We start from the raw sequence: 17,686 nt of genomic DNA, 5'->3' as shown, positions 1-17,686 counted from the left end.
TTGGTGTTGTTGGATTGTTCGTGATTATCGATGTCGCGGCGTTCATGGCGTACGTCGCCACCACCCGCGCGCTTTCTCCGCAGAGCCATAACCCTTGGGCTGAAGGCTCTGTTCAAGGAAATGCTGGCCAATCGATGCGATCGAGGTGATCGCGAGGTACCAGATCGAGGCGACGAACAGCAGTTCGATGACGAGGAAGTTCCGGGCGTAGATCGCCTGCGCCTGCGTCAGCAAATCCTGCATGCCTATGACCGAAACGATGGCGCTGGCCTTCAGCATGCCGATGGCCTGGTTTCCGGTTGGCGGAATGATGAGGCGGGTCGCTTGCGGCAGGATGACCGCGCGCAACCGCTGCAGTGGTCTCAACCCCAATGCGGCGGCCGCATCGCGCTGTCCGCGATCGACGGACATGAGGCCGCCACGAATGATCTCGGACATGTTTGCCGCTTCGTGAAGCCCGAGCGCCAGAAACCCTGCGAGTGAAGGCGTCACCAGATCGTTGATCGAAATGGTGAAGCTGCCGATCCCAACCTGTGGGATGAAGAGAGCGATATTGAACCAGAAGAATATCTGGACGATCAGCGGCACGCCGCGAAACCACCAGACAAAACCGGCGGCCATGACCTTGAGGACCAGGTTCTGGCTCGTGGCCATCACGGCAAGCACGCATCCGAGTGCGATGCCGAACACCATGGCACCCGCCGTCAGCTCGAGCGTCAGCAGCACACCGTTCAGGATGGAGGGGTGCACGAGGTAGTGAGGAATCTCGGACCATTGAATGCTTTGGCTTTGGCCCACGATCAGGGCGAAGAAGGCCATCACTGATATCGCGATAGCAGCGGTTGCGATCTGCCCCCACTGGATCGGTCGCGTGCCGCGTGGGGCATGGGAAAGAGTGATTGGTTGAGCGATGAATAGCGCCATGGTCGTCAATCCACAGGCATGCTTGCGGCATCATTGACCTTGACGGTCTTCACGGCCAGCGGTCCGAGGCTCCACGTCTTCATGATGGTCTCGTAGGCTCCGGAGTCCACCATCTGCTGCAAGGCGGCAACGACGCTGTCACGCAGTTGCGGATTGTCCTTGGCGGTCAGCATGCCGAGGTAGCCGACGGCCAGGCGGATATCGGGAAGCGCCTCAAGGCCCTTGCCGTTCCCTGTCTGGTTTTCTGTCGTGTAGACGCTGGTGGCATACCCGTTGACGGTCGCGTCGGCCCGACCGGTGCGAACTGCCTGAAGAACATCGGGCATCTTCGGGATCGCCATGATATTGATCGGAGCCGAGCACTTGGCCGAAGCGGTTTCGACCAGTTTCGCCTGGAAGGTGCCGACCGGAACCGCAACTTTCCTGCCGCACAAATCAGCCATGCTCTTGATGCCGAGAGGATTGCCCTTAATTGTCATGATCGTGGTCGCATCGTACATGTAGTCGATGACGTCGACCTGCTTTTCCAGTTCCGGATCGTCGTTGATCCCGGAGATCGAGACGTCGAACCGTTTGGACAAAATCGAGGGGACGATTGCCGCTCCCGCGCCGACATCGGTCATTTGAACATTCACACCGAGAATGATGCCCAGCGCCGCAGCGATGTCTGCGTCGATGCCGACGAGCTTCCCATCGTCGGCGTGGAAGCTGATCGGTGGGGTCAAGTCGGTCGCGACCTTCAGGATGCCCGAAGTCTTGATGGCCGGTGGTAAGGCTTCCGCCAGTTTCTTCGTCAGTACGACGCCGGGCAACTTTGCAACATCGGTGTCGGGGAGCGTCTTCTCCGCCGCGCCCGCAACGGTTTGTGCGGATGTGGCGATCAGCGTGGCGATTGCCGCGGTAAGCCCCGCTTTCAAAATTCCCTCAAGGCTTTTCATGTGATCCCCATTTTCATTTTTGTTCCCATGAATTCTCGGGATCTATCAAGCAATTGCCGTGCCAATTCCAAATTATTTTCAGTATCTATTTGATATTGAAATCATATTTACGGAGAAACTTTATTCGAATAATAATTCGTATAATTATGCGAATGATATTTCGAACATCATCTGCATATTTTTTGCCCTTATAACGGATTCAATAGGCATCATAGGTGGGCATGGCCCGATGGTGTGTCCGATGCGGGTGTGTTTCGTGCGGAGATTACGCCCTTTCCACCTCTGTTATCGGCGGGCAGTCCGCACGATCGATCAAAAAACGCTCGCAGGCATGCTCAATAAATATGCTTGAATGGCGGAAAATTGCCCACACAGAAATTCGAACTTGGACACGTAATATAATAATTATAAAGTTTCGAATATTTATAAATCAGAAATATCATATTATTTTCAGGCAATTATGATGCGACTATCTGCCGTTTACGAAAGTTGGCACGCAGCTTGCTCCTCAGCTTTCATGAACAAAATCGACGCTACACTCCTCTCCAAGCCGTATCTCCGCCTCACGCCGGAGAGCACGCATCCATTCGTGTACTCGTCGCAACCTCAGGGAAACCAGATGCCAGACACCCAGAATGTTGTCGGACGGAAGCGGCTGAGCGTTCATGGCCTCACGCATAGTTATGGTGGGCAGAATGCGGTTAGCGACGTTTCGTTTGATGTCGAAGCCGGCGAGATCGTGGCTCTGCTGGGGCCGAGCGGCTGCGGCAAGTCGACCGTCCTGCGTGCCATCGCGGGGCTGATCCAGCCGAAGACCGGAAAGATCGTCCTTGGAGAAAAGGACCTCGCAAATGTCTCCGCCAGGTCACGCGGTGTCGGCATGGTCTTTCAAAACTATGCCTTGTTTCCGCACCTGACTGTCGCGGAAAACATCGCCTATCCACTTGCCTGCCAGCAGATTCCACGGGCTGAGCGGAGAGCGCGCGTCGAGGAGATGCTGTCTCTTGTCAGGCTCGGCGGCTATGGCAACCGTCTGCCGCGGGAGCTGTCGGGCGGACAGCAGCAGCGCGTCGCCGTTGCGCGAGCGATTGCGGGCCGTCCGTCACTTCTGCTGCTCGACGAGCCCTTCGGCGCTCTCGATCGGGCATTGCGTTTCGATCTACAGGTCGAACTGCTTCATCTGCAGAAGACGCTGGGCATCACGACGCTCATCGTCACGCACGATCAGGAAGAGGCGCAAAGCCTGGCAAACCGGCTGGTGCTCATGAACAAGGGACATGTCGAGCAGATCGACACGCCGATGACCGTCTACGATCGTCCGAAGACCCTTTTCGTGAATACGTTCATCGGACAGGCCAATCTACTGCATGGAGCAGTCCTCCGGTTCGACGGCGAGACCACGCTGATAGGCCTTGCCAACGAAAAGACCCTCGCTTTGCCGCGCCGCCTGAACTTCACCATCGGCTCTAAGGTTACGATCACGTTCCGACCTGAAGAGGTCCGTCTGTCGACGCGGCCGAGTGAAACGGCGCTGCCGGTACGCATGACCGTATCCGTGCCTCTCGGGCCATCCCTGGTCCATGATCTTGTCCTCGAAGACGGTACGGGTCTGCGCGCTTCCGAGGTGAGGGGACCTTCCACCGCCATCCCCGAACCGGGAGCGCAATTATTTGCCGAGATCGACACTGCAAGGTGTCACGCCTTTCCGGCTGAACCGGACGGCACCCAATAAAGAAACAGGTCAACAGAGGTGAACATGATGATGAGAGATTTTCAGATGACCCGTCGCGGCTTCGGCTTTCTGGCCGCCGGTGCCGCCGTATCGGCCATACTTCCTGTTTCCGCGCGCGCTGCGGGCGGCGGGGCGGTCGCAGCCACGTTCCCAGGCAGTTGGGAGGACGCTTACCGGACCGTCCTCACTCCGATGGTGCAGAAGGCTGGCTACGATCTCACGATTGCACCGGCCCTTGCGCAGGACCAACTCGCAAAGGTGATGGCAAGCCCCGGCAATCCACCCTATGACACGCTGCTGATGTCGCCGGGCCAGATGGCCGTCGCCATCGAGAACGATCTGATCCAGAAAATCGATCCGAGCAAGCTCAGCAACTGGGGAATGCTCGATCCGTCGTTTCAGGGTGAATACGGGCCGACCGTGACCATCGAGGTCAACGGCATCGCCTACAATCCCGATCTTGTTCCAAAGCCGAAGGGCTATCGCGATCTGTTCGAGAATTCGGCCTATAGCGGCAAGGTCTCGTGGACAGGCTTTGCCTCGAACACGGCGATCATGGCCTATACCGAAATCGCCAAGATCTTTGGTTCCGGTCCCGACGACATGGATGCGGTCTTCAAGCTGTTCAAGGATCATCCGGAACACCTCAAGGGCGTCGTCGACAGCACCAACCATCAGATGACGCTGTTCCAGCAGGGCGAAATCGCTGTCTTCATGTGTAGCACAGGCAATGTTGCCCGCCTTAAGAGCCTTGGTCTCAACGCCGAGTTCGCCCACCCGGAAACCGGATCGCCGGCAGCCCCGGTCAACATCCATCTGACCAAGGGCACAGCCAATCTTGATGCGGCATACGCCTACATGGATGCCGCCATCTCCAAGGCCGCCCAGGACCAGCTCAAGGAGCCGCCGACGGAGATGTTTCCGACAAACAAGGACGTCGCTCTTACCCCCGCCATCGAAGCCTACGTTACGCGCGAGCAGTTGAAGACGATGGTCTATCCGGACTGGGTTGCGATCAATAAGCACCGTCCCGACTGGATTCGCCAGTTTGACGCGCTCGTGGCTGGTTGAGGCGAGATGATGAAGGCGAGCGGCTTCCCATACGTCGTACCGATGCTGTTGCTGTCCGTGGCGTTCTTCGCGACGCCGCTCGCCGTTCTCGTCGGTTTCAGCTTCGCCGGTCCCGGCGGAGCAACTCTCGATCATTATGCGCGCTTCTTCGGGGATGCGTTCAATTTCCGCGTTCTCGTCAATACGGCTCGGCTCGGGCTTGAGACTGTCATCGGCACGACAGCGCTCGGAATACCCATCGCGCTGCTCTATTGGCACGGGGGTCGAAACCTGCGGCAGGTTCTGATCTTCCTCACCCTCATTCCCATGCTCACCAGCAACGTGGTCCGGACCTTCGCCTGGATCGTCATCCTTGGCCGTCAGGGACCGATTAGCGAAACGCTTATGGCGCTCGGCCTTACGGGAATGCCAACCAGCCTTTTGTTCACCGAGCTTGGTCTGCTGATGGCGATGTGCCAGATCGACCTGCCGCTGATAATCCTGCCCTTGATCGCGATCCTGTCGCGCACCCCTATCCAGCTCACCGAGGCAGCCCAGGTTTCCGGCGCTGGCCCTTGGCGCATTCTGGTGACGGTGCTTTTGCCGCTGATGCTGCCAGGCCTGCTCGCCGGCTGGATTCTGGTCTTTGCCAGCACAAGCAGTTCGTTCGTCACCCAGGCGGTGATCGGTGGTGCGCGAAACGTCTATGTTCCGCAGTTGATCTACCGAGAAGTGGGAACGTTGTTCGACTGGCCGCTGGCGTCAGCCATCGCGGTGGTTCTGCTGCTATCGACAGGCTGCCTGCTGGTGGCACTCACAATGATTTCCCGTCACAGGAGGTTGGTCGGTCATGCCTGATCCCAATAAGAGCCCGAATAGGGAGAATCCTGTTCCAGCCATATTCTACAAGGCATTCGTCTTCGGATTCGGCGGCTTGTGCGTGATCTATCTCGTCGCGCCCATCTTCATCGCCCTGACGATGTCGTTCACATCGGGCCAGACGTTGAAATATCCGCCGCAGGGCTTTTCCTTCAAGTGGTATGAAGCTCTGTTGGACCCGGTGCGGTCCGCAACGGAACAGATCGCAGCCTGGAACTCACTGAAGATCGCGGGCCTCGCCGTTCTCGGCTCCCTGCTTTTTGCTGTGCCTGCGACTATTGGGATGACGCGAATGAAGCGTAGCACCGTCGGCACGATCGAGCCTTTGCTGCTGGCTCCGCTCGTTCTGCCGAGCCTCGTCTATGGTCTTGCCGCCCTGATCGTCGCCAACTTCATCGGCTTTCGGCCTTCGCTCTGGCTGACGGTGACGGGCCATATCGTCGTTTTTGGGCCGCTGATGTATCGCGCGGCATCCGTCGTTGCCCAGGGTCTCAATCCCTCGCTTGCCGAAGCCTCGACGGTAATGGGGGCGAGCTGGTTCATGACGCTGCGGCGCGTGATCTTGCCATTGCTGATGCCGGGCATTCTCGCTGGCGCGTTTCTGGTGTTCATCCAATCACTCGACAACGTCTCAGTCTCGCTCTTTCTCGCCGACGCCCGAACGACCGTGCTTCCGTTGCGCATGTTCGCGCTGATCGAGGAGTCGCTCGATGTCCGGGTGGCAGCAATTTCCGGAATTCTGATCGCTGTGACTTTGGTCGGACTGCTTGTCGCCCGGCGCGTTCTGGCACCGCCTCGGCAGGCCTGAACTCAGCAACATATCTGAACTTACAAGGAATAAACTCATGAACATTCGCTCGACACCGGCACGCGGCTATCGCATCGGATCGCTGCTGGCCGACTTCCAGCCGGATTTCGACTTTTCCGCTCCCCTGCCGCTTCCCGTCGAAGAGTTCGAGGATCGCCTTCGCCGAATTCGCCGTCAGGCGGTCGAAGCCGGTCATGATGCGATCATCGTCCATGCCGGTAGCGTCGGCTGGTTCCACGCCTCGAACGCCTATCTCCGCTATATCTGCGACTGGATGCGCGAGGGCGTGCTGATCATTCCGACCGACGCCGACAAGGCGCTCGTCCTTCTGTCTTTCTTCACACAGTCCGTGCTGCTGCCGCCCGGAGGCGAACCGGTTCTCGTTGACGAAATCTGGCAGATCGGCCCGATCGGCAGGGAATATTCGGATCGTCCCGGCGATTCCGTCATCAAGACCGCGGAGAAATGCGCCGAGATTCTTGGCAACCTCGGTCTCGCCAAGGCCCAGATCGGCAGGATCGGCGATCGGACGTCGTTGACTTTCTGGGCAGCGCTCGAGGAACTGCTTCCGAAGAGCAAGTTCGTCGCTGATAACGCCATTCTGGATCGCATGCAGAAGATCAGGTCGCCGCGCGAGATCGAAATCTTCCGTGCCGCCGCCCAGTTGATCAGCATCGGCACGCAGGCCGCCTATCATGTTACAAAGCCTGGCGTGACCGACCACGAAATCTACGCCGCTTTCACTCTTGCCCAGCTCGCGCTCGGTGGCGAGACGGGCGACGGCTACCAGATCGGCATCAACGAGTTCGGCACCCATTGCGGCAAACCCTACGGCCACGTCGTCAGACCGGGAGACCTCATCAACCTCTACATCTCGAACGTAACCTATCGCGGCTACACGGCGCAGACGGCGCGGATGATCGCTGTCGGCGATATCACCAAGCGCCAGGAAGAGGTGCTTGCCGCCTGCACTGAAGGCGTGAAGCGCGCGGAAAAACTGATCAGGCCCGGCGCGTTGATGCGCGACGTCAACAATGCCGCCTTCGAGCCGATGATCGAGCGCGGCATGTTGTCGTCACCGGAGGCGCGAACCATGCCCTACAACTGGGCTCCGATGGAGGACGGCGGCGCCCGCCTTATCCCCCAGCAATATGTCAAAGACATCGATTGGGAAGCGCAGGGCCGCAAGCTCATGCACGTCTACCCCGCGACCCACGGGCCGCATAATCCCAACCTCGGCCATTCGGTCGGCATGGCCGGCGGCCAGAACAGCTTCAACATTTCCTCGCACAACTACGACAAGATGGAGGAGGGCATGGTCTTTGTCTTGCATACGCAGTGGCTGGAACCACTGTCCGCCGGCTGCAACATCGGCGACATGTATGTTGTGACCAAAGACGGTTTCGAAAACCTCAGCCGCCACACTCCGCTCGAAACCCACCGCATCGCTGTCGAGGCCTGACATGAGCAACACCAAATCTCACACGCATTTCGATTTCGCGAAACTGACGGAACGGGAACGCTACAAGATCCTGATCGGCACGGTCATTCCCCGCCCGATCGCATTGGTGACCACCGTGAGCAAGGACGGCAGGCCGAACGCCGGTCCGTTCAGTTTCTTCAACGTGCTGACCCATGATCCGGCGATCGTTGCCATCGGCGTCGAAAACTACTCGGACATGCGCTTCAAGGATACCGCCCGCAACATCCGCGAGACTGGGGAATTTACTGTGCATATCTGCGACGACGCGCTCGTCGACCAGATGGAGGTCTGCGCCATCAAATTCGGTCCCGAGGTGGACGAACTCGATGAAGCAGGCCTGGCAACCACGCCCGGCCAGATGGTCAGAAGCCCGCGCATCCTCGCAGCCCCGGCAGCGCTCGAATGCCGCCGCCACACCACCTTGCAGGTTGGCCCGGCCCGCGAAATCATTCTTGGCGAAGTTCTTGGTGTTTATGTCCGCAGCGACGCGGTCGATCCGTCGAACCTACATATCGATCAGCAATTGATGGACGTGGTAGGGAGGATGGGCGGTCACACCTATGCCAGGACGCGTGACCTGTTCGATATCAAAACTCAGACGAAGGAAGAATGGAACTCACAGAAGAGCGGCTCCGAGCTACACTTCGCAAAGCGGTAGGAGCGGCTTGGTATAATCGGCGGCATACTAAGGAAGTGCCCCTATTTCATTGCAGGGTGTGTCGGAAGCTTTGACCAAATAGGGATCAGCGGTTCATAGCCCATCAAGACCACTGATACGCATACTAATCATTCGGTATAGAGCCGCAATCTAATTGCGGGCAGTGATCCGGCTGGCATAACACTGCACTCGACCGCGGCAGCGATTGCCTCGGCGCACCGCTCCCAGGCATCTTCCGATGCCGCGTGGAGCACGCAAAACGGATGAGCGGGGTCGATCCTCGAACCGACCGATGCGAAGGAAGACGCTCCCACCGTGTGGTCAATATCATCCTGAGGCCGTGTGCGGCCGGCGCCGATGCCAAGCAGCGCGATGCCGATCGCATAGCAATCCATTTGGCTGACAAATCCCGTCTTTTTCAGATGAACCGGGCGAATGACAGGTGCGTCTCTTATGTATCTGCGGGGCAGCTCCACCAGATCGGCCGGCCCTCCGAGTGCCGCAACCATGCGGGCAAAGCGGTCCGTCGCTGATCCGTCATCGAGGCGCTGTGAGGCGATTGCCCGGGCGGTCTCAAGGTTTGCCGCAAGTCCTCCCATGACGAGCGTGTCGGAGACGAGGACTAGGACCGTTTCGAGCAGCCTGGGCTCCCGGTATTCGCCTGTCAGGAAGCGTATGATCTCACGTATCTGCAAACCGCTGCCGACACTGTCTCCCAGGACCTGGGTGAGATCGCTGATGAGGGCGGTCATCGGCACTCCTGCGCCGCGCGCGACATCCAGCAGGCTCTCGGCCAATTCAATGGCGCGGGCTTCCGTCTTCATGAAGGCACCCGACCCGAACGGGACGGTCATGACCAGTCCATTGATACCGGCCGCTAGTTTCTTCGACATGATCGAGCCCGTGATGAGCGGTATGCTCTCCACCGTCGCGCAGACGTCGCGAGCATAGAAGATCGGCTTATCGGCCGGGGCAAGATCCGGTGTCGGCGCGATGATGGCGCAGCCTGTATCCTTGACCGTGTTCATAAAAGCTTCGGTAGTCGGCACGGTATCATATCCCGGAATTGCTTCCAGCAGATCGATTTCACCGCCGGTATGTCCAAGGCCTCGCGCGGAAATCATCGGCATGCGGATCCCGCAGGCGGCGGCCAGAGGTGCTACGATCAGACTGACTTTTTCGTCGCCGACACCGCCGCTGGAATGCTTGTCGATAATCGCAGGGCCCTTAAGGCCCACCGTCGCCCAATCGATCACCCGACCGCTATCGCGCATGGCAAGCGTATAGTCGATCCGTTCCTGTCTGGACATGCCGTTGAGATAGACGGCCATCGTGAAGGCACCAATCTGCGCCTGGCTCACCGCTCCGCTGACCGTGCCATCGACAAATTGCTTCAGGTCCCGCTGAGCGAGGGTTTCACCATCGCGTTTTCTGCGAATGACCTCCTGGGGCAGGAATGGTCGTGATGCGATAGACATCTGATATCCTTTCGATCAGCTGGTGGGGGAGGGGATGCTCGTTTCTCAGTTTCGCCGCCAGTAAGGCATGTCGCCCGCATAGCGGTTCATGCCGATATCGACGAGTGACGCGCGCCTATGGATCTCAGCGAACCAGGGCTCGAATATCCGATTTTTCGCTTCCACCTCTCCGTGTTCCGCGAGAAGTGCCGGGACGGTCTCGCGAATTTCTTGAAAAATAGCCGCCTCGTCGATCGTCAACAGCTTGCGGTCGCGAACGACGACTTCCCCGGCAACCATCACCAATTCGATCGAGGAGCCATTTTCACTGAAGACGATCTGGCGCTCAGCATCGTTGAGCGGTTGGAAAGCGTAGGTGCCAAGATCTAGCATGATGATATCGGCCGCCTTGCCCGGCTCCAGCGAACCGGTCACATGATCGAGAAGGGCTGTGCGAGCGCCGCCGAGCGTCGCGGCATGCAGGATTTCGTTTGCCGTCAGCCACTCTTCCGGGTCGGGGCCGCTGACGCCATGGATAAGTGCCGCCGTGCGCATGACGTCGAAAATCCGGGCCGTATCGTTCGAGCAGACACCGTCCGTTCCCAATCCGACGATCACGCCTGCCTCCAGGAGCCTCCGGATCGGCGCGATCCCGGCTCCAAGCTTCTGATTGGAGACGGCATTGTGGGCCACCGAGCAGCGCGCAGCGCCCATCAGCTCGATATCCTGATCGTTGACCCAGACGGAATGGGCGATCGTCGTATGGCGATCAAGGGCGCCCAGATCATGCAGGTGACGGATCAGGGTCTTTCCGTAGAGCAGCTGGCCGGTCACGGCCTGGGTCTTGGTCTCCACGACGTGGGTGTGGAAAGGAACGGAGTTCTCACGTGCCAGTGCATGGCAGGCCTGGATCAGATCCGGTGTGCAACGCTGCGGCGCAGAGGGCGCGATCATGAACTGCAGGCGCCCCGCGCGTCCATGCAATGTCGAAAATATCTCATTGCAAAAGGCGATATACGCGTCCGCCTGAATCTGCGGATTTCCGTCGAGAAGCAGCTGCAGTTCGGACGGCACGATCTCGCGGGCGAAAGGCAACGCGTCCAGCGTCGGTATGTTCATCACGGCGCTGGAGATGTTGGCCCTGATGCCGCTTGCTTCGTAGGCGGAGAACACGGTGCCCAGCCGCTCGACATCATGGCCCGGCACTTCGAAGAAGTCGTCGCACAGCGTTGTCACACCATTCCTCAGCGATTCCATCGCAAGAAGGAGGGTTCTCAGATACAATAGGCGCGGCGATATCTGTGTGCCGACAAGCAGCGGATATGCATAGAGTAGCCAGACCTCAAGCGGCATGCGTTCATAGCGGCCGCGGAAAAATGTCTCGCTGGAATGGGTATGGGCGTTGACCAGGCCCGGCATGATAAGCTTACCTGCCGCCTCTATGATCGCCATATCCGGAGTCGGTGCCACCGTGGTAGCGACCGAAATGATCCTGCCATCCCTGACAAGGACATCGCCGCTTAGCGTCGCGCCATTGCTGCCGGGAGCCATTGTCAGGATCAGAGCGTTTCGAAACAGTGTTTCCGTCATAGAAATGGTTTCCGGGGTGTTCGGAGGCTTTCGTTGGTCAGCTGCGATGAGGCGGCCAGCAGGCAGCTCCTCCACCGACGCTAGATGGCCGATATCATATCCGGCACCTTGCCGGGCGCCCCGCCTTCCAGCCATGCATAGAGCTCCCATATCTCGCCATCGGGGCCGGCAAAATATGCGCCGCGCGCGTTCCATGGATAGTTGGCCGGAGGGCCGGTGAAGGTGACGCCCTTGGCGGTCAGCTCCCGATATGTCGCCTCGACATCGTCGGAGCTGTCGAGCTTGACGGCGATCAATACGCTTGCCGGGCGATCCTGCGTAACGGCGACGCCTGCATGGCGTCCGATGTGGGCGCTTTCCCAGAGCGCCAGCGTCACGCCCGCGCCGGTGAAATCGGCGAATCCCTCGGCGCGGTGCTTGAGAACGAAACCGAGCTTGTCGCGATAAAAGGCAACGGAAGTCTCGACGTCGCGCACCAGCAGGCAGACGTCCGTGATGGTATGGCGTTGGGCAAAAGGCGGCATGGATATGTCCTCAATAGTCTCTAAGTTCGGCAAAGCCGTTCGCGGTCTTGGCGCCGCCGCGCAACCGTCCGCTGATCCAGACGCCGACGATGGTTGCTAGATAGGGAAGCGCCAGAAGCAGGTCGTGGGGGACAGCGTCGCCGAAAACGATCTGGGCACGGATTCCGAGTGCGCCGACGACGCTGAAGAACAAGGCCGCCAAGGCCGAACCGATTGGATGGGCAGCGCCGAAGACGACGGCGGCGAACGCCATGAAGCCGCGCCCGGCGGTCATGTTCTGCGCGAAGATCTGCAGGCTGCCTGCCGAAAGCTCGGCGCCGCCGATCGCGCAGAGAACGCCGCCGACAGCCAGGGCGATGAAGCGCATCCGCGCCGGGTTTATGCCGACGCTGCGGGCCGCGAAGGGATGTTCACCGCTTGCCGCCAATTGCAGGCCGAACCGGGTCCGCTTGAGAAGCACCCAGAGCGCAAGGACCACGAAAGGCATGGCGACCACGAAAATGGAGATCGAGCTATATGATCCGAATGCAGGGCCGAGGCGTGGTACGCCGAAGGGGGCTGTGACGGAGGCCTGACTGCCGAAGATGGACTGTGCGGCAAGCGCGGTTCCGCCGATGCCAAGTCCGGTCAGGCCAAGGCCGGCAATGATCGGATTGGCCTTCAGCTTCTCGATGATGAACCAGAGCAGAATGGAAGCCAGGAAACACAGCACACAGGCAATCAGGATCGCCGCGACGAACGATCCGGTCAGCACGATGCCGATGACCGTCGCGCAGGCGCCGATAATCATCACGCCTTCCAGGCCGAGATGCCAGATGCCGGCACGCTGTGCGATCATCCCGGCCATGGTGACATAAATCAACGGTGTTCCGGAGCGCAGGATGGCGACGATGAAATCATTCATGCTGATCTTCTCCCGAAGTTGAGCAGTCGATCGACGAACCGGGACTTGGCGGTAATGAACAAGGCGATTGCCGCGTTGATGATATCAATTGCCGCCGACGGAAGACCGGCCATGACCGGCAGGTAGAGAGCCGCCGAGGCAAGGCCGCCGAAGAAAAGGGCTCCGACAGCTGTCCCGATGATGGAAAGATTGGCCACCAGCGCGATGAGGATGGCTGTGAAGCCATGGGTGGGCAGAAACCCGCCGATCAGCCGACCGTTCGGCCCGAACACCTCCACCGTTCCCGCAAGCCCGGCCAGTGCGCCACTGATGACGAAGCTGGCAAGGCCCAGCCGCCATACCTTGGCGCCCTGCCAGCGGACCATCACCGGATTTCTGCCGGCAAGGCCTCCGACGATGCCGAAGGCTGTGCGATTGATCAGAAGCCACATCAGCACACCGACGACAGCGGTGATGATCAGGATCGTCGGCGATATGCCGAGCGAATTGCTGATCCGGTAGGCCGCATTCAGCGGCTTGCTCGACGCCTGCTGCCCACTGCCCGACGGATCCTTCAATGGTCCGGCTGTGACATACACCAGCAGCAGCGCCGCGATGAAATTTCCCATCAGTGTCGTGATGACTTCGTCCGTACCCCAACGCAGGCGCATGATGCCCGGCCACAACGCCCAGAGCGCACCGCCGGCCATCCCTGCAAGGAAACATAGCGGTAGCAGGACGGCAGCCGGCGCACCGTCAAGGAGGTTTGCGGCAAAGGTTGCAGCAATCGCGCCCACATAGAATTGGCCCTGGGCGCCGATGTTGAAGAAGCCGCAGCGGAAGGATAGCGCCACGCCACATGCGGTGATGAAAAGGGGAAGTGCCCAGCGAAGACCCTGCATGAGCCCTCCGGGCCGCAAAAAGGCGCCATTGAAAATGCTGGCAAACATCGAAGGCGCGGAATAGCCCGCGAATTCAAAGATGATCCCGCACAGCATCAATGCGACGATAATGAAGATGAGCGCCCGGAGGACTGTCGTCAGGCTGGCATTCATTGGTCTGCTCCCGTCATGGCCGCACCCACCTTCGCCATGTCGAATGGCGATGAGAACTCGGCTGCAATCCGACCCGACAGCATGACGATGATACGGTCGCTGATATCGAAGAGTTCATCCAAGTCCGATGAAATCAGTATGATGGCGCAACCGCGGTCCCGCGCCTCGCGCAAGGCCTTCCAGACGAAAAGGGTTGCCCCGATATCAAGGCCGCGTGTCGGTTGGGCCGCTATGATCAGCTTCGCATTCTCGTCGATTTCACGGGCAAAGATCAGCTTTTGTGCATTGCCGCCGGAAAGCGAACCGGCGCGCTGGGTCGGTGTCGCATAGCGCACACTCCAGGCGTCGAGCGTTGCTACGCTTTCCCGCTTCAAGGCCTTGGGGCTGACGAAATCCAGCAGCCCTTTCGACAGCAGCCTTGCAATTGACCAATTCTCCCAGAGCGAGCTGGAAAGGCTCAAGCCTTCGCTGTTCCGCTCGAATGGAATGATCCGCAATCCCATGGAACGGCGGTCCCCCAAATCGTGGTTTGTGATATCGTCGCCGCCCAGGACCAGCTTTCCCGACGGAACGTCAACAAGACCCGCGATTGCTTGAACCAGCGCACGTTGACCGTTGCCTTCGATCCCCGCGACGCCGATGATCTCGCCCGGCCGGATCGCCAGGGAAACATCTTCCAGCGAAGAGCCTTCCGCGTCACTCTGCGTCGATACATTCTCCATTTTCAAAAATGGTTGCACTGAAACAGTGCTCGTATGCGATTGATCCGCTGGCGTTGATGCGCCGATGACGACAGCTGCATCGTCCGAAGGGGCAGAGGTGCCGATGATGAGTTCGGCAAGCTCGGGAGGACCGATCGTGGCGCACGGAACTGCCGCTGCAATCAGCTTGCCGCCACGCAGCACCGTCACGGTATCGGCAATGCCCAGCACTTCCCGAATCTTGTGAAGGATCAGAATGACCGTCACGCCTCGCGCTTTCAGCATCCGGACGCGCTCGAACAGCCTCTCGATGCCGGAAGGTGAGAGGACGGCCGTGGGTTCGTCGAGAATGAGAATCCGTGCGTTGCTGACGAGAGCCCGGGCGATTTCCACACCCTGCTGCGTTTCAACCGGAAGATCGCGGATGCGCCTGTGCGGATCCACGGTTACATCGAGCGAATGAAGATGCCCGCGCCACCGTCGGTTCAGTTGCGACGAGGTGAAAAGCGACGATTGCCCCGTTGCTCCGAACTCGATCGCTTCTGAAATGGTAAACGAAGGCGGCAAAGCAAAGCTCTGATGCACGAGCTCGACACCGGCGCGCCTTGCTTCTTTTACCTTGCCAGGCTCGATTGGCCCGCCGTCGATCAGGATTTCGCCGGGTTCCGGCTTGACGAGACCGGCTGCGACGCGCGCGAAGGTCGTCTTGCCTGCGCCGTTCTGACCGACGACAGCATGAATGAGGCCCGGTTCGAATGCGACGCTGACACTGGATAAAGCTACGAAGTCACCATAGGTGACCGTGATATCGCGGCAGTGCAACGCCGGCAATGCAATGGCCCTATCGCTCGTCATTGTTTTCACACGGATAGCTCCGCCACCCATCCGGTGGCTACAGACTGAAAGACATATCATGTTCGAGGTGCCCCGGCCTTGTCGGCCGAGGGCTTGATGTTTCGACCGGAAAGCGGTCAGAGCGTGGTGTTGAACGCGACAGTCAGCGATCCGTCCTGAATCTTGGCTTTCGCCGCATCGATCTGCGGCCAGATTTCCTTGGCTTTCGCCACGAGATCCGCAGGTCCCTTTGCGACGAATTCGGGCGAGAGCACAAAGTCGATGACGCCGGTCCCAAGGCCGGTCTTCGTGTGGCCGCCCTTCCACTCCGGCTTCAAGGCATTCGATACCTCGTTGTAGAGCGACTGGCCGAAATCGAGCGAGACAAGCGTTGCGACGGAGGAAGGGCCGAGCTTGTACTGGGCCGGAGAAATGCCGCTGACGAGCTTGCCGGGCATTTCATTGGCCGCCGCGATAATGCCGGCGTCCGTCGCGGCAGAATCCGTCTGGATGAAATCGACGCCCGCCTTGTACATCTGGCCTGCAATCTCCTGACCCTTCGCAGGATCCTGAAACGAACCGGCGAAAGCCACCGTCAGCGTGGCATCGGGCTTGACCGATATTGCGCCTGCCTTGATGGCGTTGGCGTCGGCATTCAGCGGCGGGAGCGAAAGCCCGCCGATATAGCCGAGCTTGCCGGTCTTGGATGTCAACGCACCAAACATGCCGGACAAGTAGCAACCGAGATAATAATCATAAGAAACCGTGACGACATTCGGCATTGCGGGCTCGAAGGGGTCGGCGAAGAGCTGTATCCATTTGGTATTCGGGTAGGTCGGTGCCAGCGCCTTGAATGGTTCGGCAACTTCATTGAATGTCGAAACGATGATGGACACGCCGGCATCGCCCAGTGTGCGGAAAATCGTCTCGTAGGTTGCGGGATCGGCGGCGTAGACGATCTTTGTTTCAAAGCCCTTTTCCTTGGCCAGCTCGGTCAATTTGGCAATCATGGAGTCGACGGGGCCATTGTCCCCGGCCGCCTGGGTGTGAACGAGCGCCACGATCTCGCCTGCAGCCCATACGGTGTTCGGCAAGAGCGCAGTCGCAAGTCCCGCGCCTGCAAGGCCAGCCGAGCGCTTGAGCAGGCTGCGACGGGAGAGCGAAAATGGGGAATGCACACTGATTTCAGCAGGCTTCTTCATGTCTTCATCCTTGGATGGGGCGGATCCGCGAACGGAATGCCGTTTGAAACAATTTGGTCATGCAGTCTATTTTCACAGCAGGTTTGGTGAAATGAACCTAGCCAAAAGCTGACCAAAGTGTCAACTTATCGACGTCAAGAAACTGACCAAATAGTCAAATTTTTTCTGTACCAAACTATTGTTTTAAAAGCATGATTATATATCATCCGATTTGCACAAAAAGAGAACTCGCAAATGCCCAGCAATTAATCACTGGAAAATCTCGATGGAATCGCTGATGTTGATAGAGGAGAGCCAAGCGTGGAGAATGTGAGATCGAAGCGTTCAGCCAAGGGCAAAACGGCAGGGGCCGGCCTTAGTCCGGAAGTGAAGATCCGAGAACGCAACGAGCGTCAGATACTCGAAGCCGCAACGGTGCTGTTTTCGCGAAAAGGGTTCCAGGGTACCCGCACTTCCGAAATTGCCGAGGCCGCAGGCTTGCCCAAGGCAAATGTCTACTATTATTTCTCGTCCAAGGAGCAGATCTACAGCGCCGTGATCCGGCACCTGATTGCCGGGTGGGACGATGCCCTTCAGCAGATCAGAGCAGACCGGGAGCCGGCCGAGGCTCTTGAGGCCTATGTCCGCGCAAAGCTGAATTACGCCTGGCACAACAAGGAAGAGTCGCGCATGTTCGCGACGGAAATTCTTGCCGGTGCACCGTTTCTCTCGCGACGAGACCGTGAGCACATGCGGGATGTGACGAAAGAGCGTTCGGAAATCATCGAGCTGTGGATCAGGCAGGGAAAGCTGAAGCCTGTGGATCCGCGCCACCTTTTCATTATTCTTTGGTCTTCGACTCAGTTTTATGCCGATTTCGACAAACTGGCCTGTGATGCGCTGGAGACGAACCGGCTGACCGCAGCGGACCTCGAAAAAGCTGCGCAAACGATCGTACAAACAGTTATTCACAGTCTTCTGAAATAGGC

At 58.9% G+C, this 17,686-nt stretch carries 15 protein-coding genes and 1 pseudogene; 7 read left to right on the top strand and 9 right to left on the bottom strand.

Annotated elements, in window-relative coordinates; genetic code table 11:
* Positions 1-42: 42 nt before the first annotated feature.
* Complete coding sequence (locus tag EX00_RS21535) at positions 43-924, bottom strand: amino acid ABC transporter permease (RefSeq protein WP_047462488.1); 882 nt, start codon at positions 922-924, stop codon at positions 43-45.
* A gap of 5 nt (positions 925-929) precedes the next feature.
* A complete protein-coding gene (locus EX00_RS21530; RefSeq protein WP_047462484.1) occupies positions 930-1,862 on the bottom strand; it encodes an ABC transporter substrate-binding protein in 933 nt (310 codons plus the stop codon).
* 517 nt (positions 1,863-2,379) lie between these two features.
* On the opposite strand from EX00_RS21530, the pseudogene EX00_RS21525 reads away from it, so the two are divergent.
* The 6 genes and pseudogenes from EX00_RS21525 to EX00_RS21500 all read left to right on the top strand — a co-directional run bounded on the left by EX00_RS21525 (position 2,380) and on the right by EX00_RS21500 (position 8,472).
* Positions 2,380-3,616, top strand: a pseudogene (locus EX00_RS21525) (ABC transporter ATP-binding protein).
* Between the two features lie 8 nt (positions 3,617-3,624).
* Positions 3,625-4,665, top strand: a complete 1,041-nt coding sequence (locus tag EX00_RS21520; RefSeq protein WP_047462925.1) for an extracellular solute-binding protein — start codon at positions 3,625-3,627, stop codon at positions 4,663-4,665.
* A gap of 6 nt (positions 4,666-4,671) precedes the next feature.
* Positions 4,672-5,502: an ABC transporter permease gene (locus EX00_RS21515; protein WP_202903747.1), complete on the top strand. Its 831-nt coding sequence runs from the start codon at positions 4,672-4,674 to the stop codon at positions 5,500-5,502.
* The gene (locus tag EX00_RS21510; protein WP_047462479.1) at positions 5,495-6,331 is read left to right on the top strand and encodes an ABC transporter permease; all 837 of its coding nucleotides are present in this window, start codon (positions 5,495-5,497) and stop codon (positions 6,329-6,331) included. The genes EX00_RS21515 and EX00_RS21510 overlap by 8 nt, the downstream gene beginning before the upstream one ends.
* 37 nt (positions 6,332-6,368) lie before the next feature.
* Positions 6,369-7,793, top strand: a complete 1,425-nt coding sequence (locus tag EX00_RS21505; protein ID WP_047462476.1) for a M24 family metallopeptidase — start codon at positions 6,369-6,371, stop codon at positions 7,791-7,793.
* Between the two features lies 1 nt (position 7,794).
* Entirely contained in the window at positions 7,795-8,472 is a 678-nt protein-coding gene (locus EX00_RS21500; protein ID WP_047462473.1) for a flavin reductase family protein, read from the top strand.
* A gap of 128 nt (positions 8,473-8,600) precedes the next feature.
* Here EX00_RS21500 and EX00_RS21495 read toward each other — a convergent pair whose 3' ends face one another.
* The 7 genes from EX00_RS21495 to EX00_RS21465 all read right to left on the bottom strand — a co-directional run bounded on the left by EX00_RS21495 (position 8,601) and on the right by EX00_RS21465 (position 16,718).
* The gene (locus EX00_RS21495) at positions 8,601-9,950 is read right to left on the bottom strand and encodes a thymidine phosphorylase (RefSeq protein ID WP_080761297.1); all 1,350 of its coding nucleotides are present in this window, start codon (positions 9,948-9,950) and stop codon (positions 8,601-8,603) included.
* Positions 9,951-9,995: 45 nt separating this feature from the next.
* Complete coding sequence (locus EX00_RS21490) at positions 9,996-11,519, bottom strand: amidohydrolase family protein (protein WP_047462471.1); 1,524 nt, start codon at positions 11,517-11,519, stop codon at positions 9,996-9,998.
* A gap of 80 nt (positions 11,520-11,599) precedes the next feature.
* Positions 11,600-12,043 (bottom strand): VOC family protein, encoded by a 444-nt coding sequence (locus tag EX00_RS21485; RefSeq protein ID WP_047462469.1) that lies wholly within the window; start codon positions 12,041-12,043, stop codon positions 11,600-11,602.
* A gap of 10 nt (positions 12,044-12,053) precedes the next feature.
* Positions 12,054-12,947 carry an ABC transporter permease gene (locus EX00_RS21480; protein ID WP_047462466.1) on the bottom strand — a complete coding sequence of 298 codons (894 nt, stop codon included), beginning with the start codon at positions 12,945-12,947 and terminating at the stop codon, positions 12,054-12,056.
* Positions 12,944-13,981 carry an ABC transporter permease gene (locus EX00_RS21475; protein ID WP_047462463.1) on the bottom strand — a complete coding sequence of 346 codons (1,038 nt, stop codon included), beginning with the start codon at positions 13,979-13,981 and terminating at the stop codon, positions 12,944-12,946. Before EX00_RS21475 ends, EX00_RS21480 begins: the two co-directional genes overlap by 4 nt.
* Positions 13,978-15,537, bottom strand: coding sequence for an ABC transporter ATP-binding protein (locus EX00_RS21470; protein WP_047462460.1), 1,560 nt, complete (start codon positions 15,535-15,537; stop codon positions 13,978-13,980). The genes EX00_RS21475 and EX00_RS21470 overlap by 4 nt, the downstream gene beginning before the upstream one ends.
* 116 nt (positions 15,538-15,653) lie before the next feature.
* Positions 15,654-16,718, bottom strand: coding sequence for a BMP family ABC transporter substrate-binding protein (locus EX00_RS21465; protein ID WP_052210859.1), 1,065 nt, complete (start codon positions 16,716-16,718; stop codon positions 15,654-15,656).
* A 300-nt stretch (positions 16,719-17,018) separates the two neighbouring features.
* On the opposite strand from EX00_RS21465, the gene EX00_RS21460 reads away from it, so the two are divergent.
* Entirely contained in the window at positions 17,019-17,684 is a 666-nt protein-coding gene (locus EX00_RS21460) for a TetR family transcriptional regulator C-terminal domain-containing protein (RefSeq protein WP_234709076.1), read from the top strand.
* The last annotated feature ends 2 nt before the right edge of the window (positions 17,685-17,686 follow it).

The organism is Martinezella rhizogenes (genome assembly GCF_000799715.1).
In the GTDB taxonomy this organism is placed as follows: domain Bacteria; phylum Pseudomonadota; class Alphaproteobacteria; order Rhizobiales; family Rhizobiaceae; genus Rhizobium; species Rhizobium rhizogenes_C.
The sequence above is the reverse complement of the archived record's forward strand: the minus strand, read 5'-3'. Positions and strand labels throughout refer to the sequence as shown.